The organism is Cedecea sp. (assembly GCF_036500665.1).
In the GTDB taxonomy this organism is placed as follows: Bacteria; Pseudomonadota; Gammaproteobacteria; order Enterobacterales; family Enterobacteriaceae; genus Cedecea.
This window is the reverse complement of the sequence record NZ_DASYBS010000184.1, coordinates 1-1,534: the sequence shown is the minus strand read 5'-3', so window position 1 is coordinate 1,534 and position 1,534 is coordinate 1. Positions and strand designations below refer to the sequence as shown.

2 protein-coding genes are annotated in these 1,534 nt (G+C 49.3%); both read left to right on the top strand.

Annotation, left to right across the window (positions count from 1 at the left end):
• Nucleotides 1–501, top strand: a 501-nt coding sequence (locus tag VGM55_RS27070) for an RNB domain-containing ribonuclease (protein ID WP_331637302.1), incomplete at its 5' end; no start/stop codon positions are given.
• A 162-nt stretch (nucleotides 502–663) separates the two neighbouring features.
• On the top strand, nucleotides 664–1,335 hold the full coding sequence (locus VGM55_RS27065) for a CPBP family intramembrane glutamic endopeptidase (protein WP_261444226.1): 672 nt from the start codon (nucleotides 664–666) through the stop codon (nucleotides 1,333–1,335).
• The last annotated feature ends 199 nt before the right edge of the window (nucleotides 1,336–1,534 follow it).

Sequence of the window (1,534 nt, the reverse complement as noted above, 5' to 3'; positions counted from 1 at the left end):
ACGACGCCGGGGCCGCATTTCGGCCTGGGACTGGAAGCCTACGCGACCTGGACTTCTCCGATCCGTAAATACGGCGACATGGTCAACCACCGTCTGCTCAAAGCGGTTATCACCGGCCAGGCAGCCGAAAAACCGCAAGATGAAGTGACAGTCCAATTGGCAGAACGTCGTCGTCTGAACCGCATGGCAGAACGCGACGTGGGTGACTGGCTGTATGCGCGTTATCTGAAAGACAAAGCCGGCACCGATGAGCGCTTCAATGCAGAAATCATCGACGTGACTCGCGGCGGCCTGCGGGTGCGTTTGCTGGACAATGGCGCAGTGGCCTTCATCCCAGCACCCTTTATTCACGCGGTACGTGATGAAATGGTCTGCAGCCAGGAAACCGGCACGGTCCAAATCAAAGGTGAAGTCGTCTATCGACAAGGTGACAGCCTGCAAGTCACCATCGCCGAAGTGCGTATGGAAACCCGCAGCGTGATCGCCAGACCGGCTGTATAACCTCGTGAGATGACCCTCACACAAGACAAACACCGGCGGGTAAACCTCCGGTGTTTTTTTTCACCATTTGAATACAGGCATCGAAGAGATCCGCCAGCACGGACAGTGCCTGAGATCACCTGGACAACAGCAATGATTATTTAAAATATAAGGATTATAAAAATGACCGACTGGGATAAGGAAATCGCACGTCACAAGGAGACCAAAGGGTTCTTTTCCACGTTTTTGCTGATGGTGGCGCTGACATTCCTGCCACTGCTTTTCCCCAACAGGGAAAAATTAGAGGCAGAGGGATGGCTGGTCCCTATCTTATTGGTGATTGAATTTGTCGTTATCGTTCCGCTTTACCTGAAATTTTATAAAAACCGCCCTTCTTTTGGCGCCGGTAATTTTAAACCCGCGACATTCTTTGGTTTCTTGTTAATCATTTTAGCATTGCAATTTATCGCCCCGCCTTTACTTGGTATAACCAAAACGGAAAGCTGGGTCATCGAGCAGGTTTCGCTTCAAGGAAACGTGTTTTTCCTGGTGCAACTTACCCTGATTATCCTCGCGCCCATTTATGAAGAAATCGTCTTTAGAGGCTGCCTTTACGGCGCATTTCAAACCTGGTTTGCCGGCGGTAAAATCGGGGCAGCGATAGTGACATCGATTCTTTTTGCCATACTGCATACACAATATGCGGATGCGCGCATGTTACTCATTCTGTTTTGCATATCATTGACGCTGATAGCCGCCAGAGTCAGGTCAAACGGCCTGTTAATGCCCATCAGTCTGCATATTGCCATGAATGGCATCGTGCTGGGTGTCAGTTATTGGGCAATTCAAGCATAGCTACCAGGCGATGCTATGGCGTCGCCTTTTTTATTTCAGAGTCAATGCCCGCCACAACTTCATCACATTGTTTTTACGCCATTACTCAACCTGCTTCACATTTCTCATCCGACCTGCTTCTTTTCACGCGCAAAACTCCTACTTTTAATTTGTACGCATTTTCCATAAGAACACGTCTTTTTATTTCTGCGCACCAAGG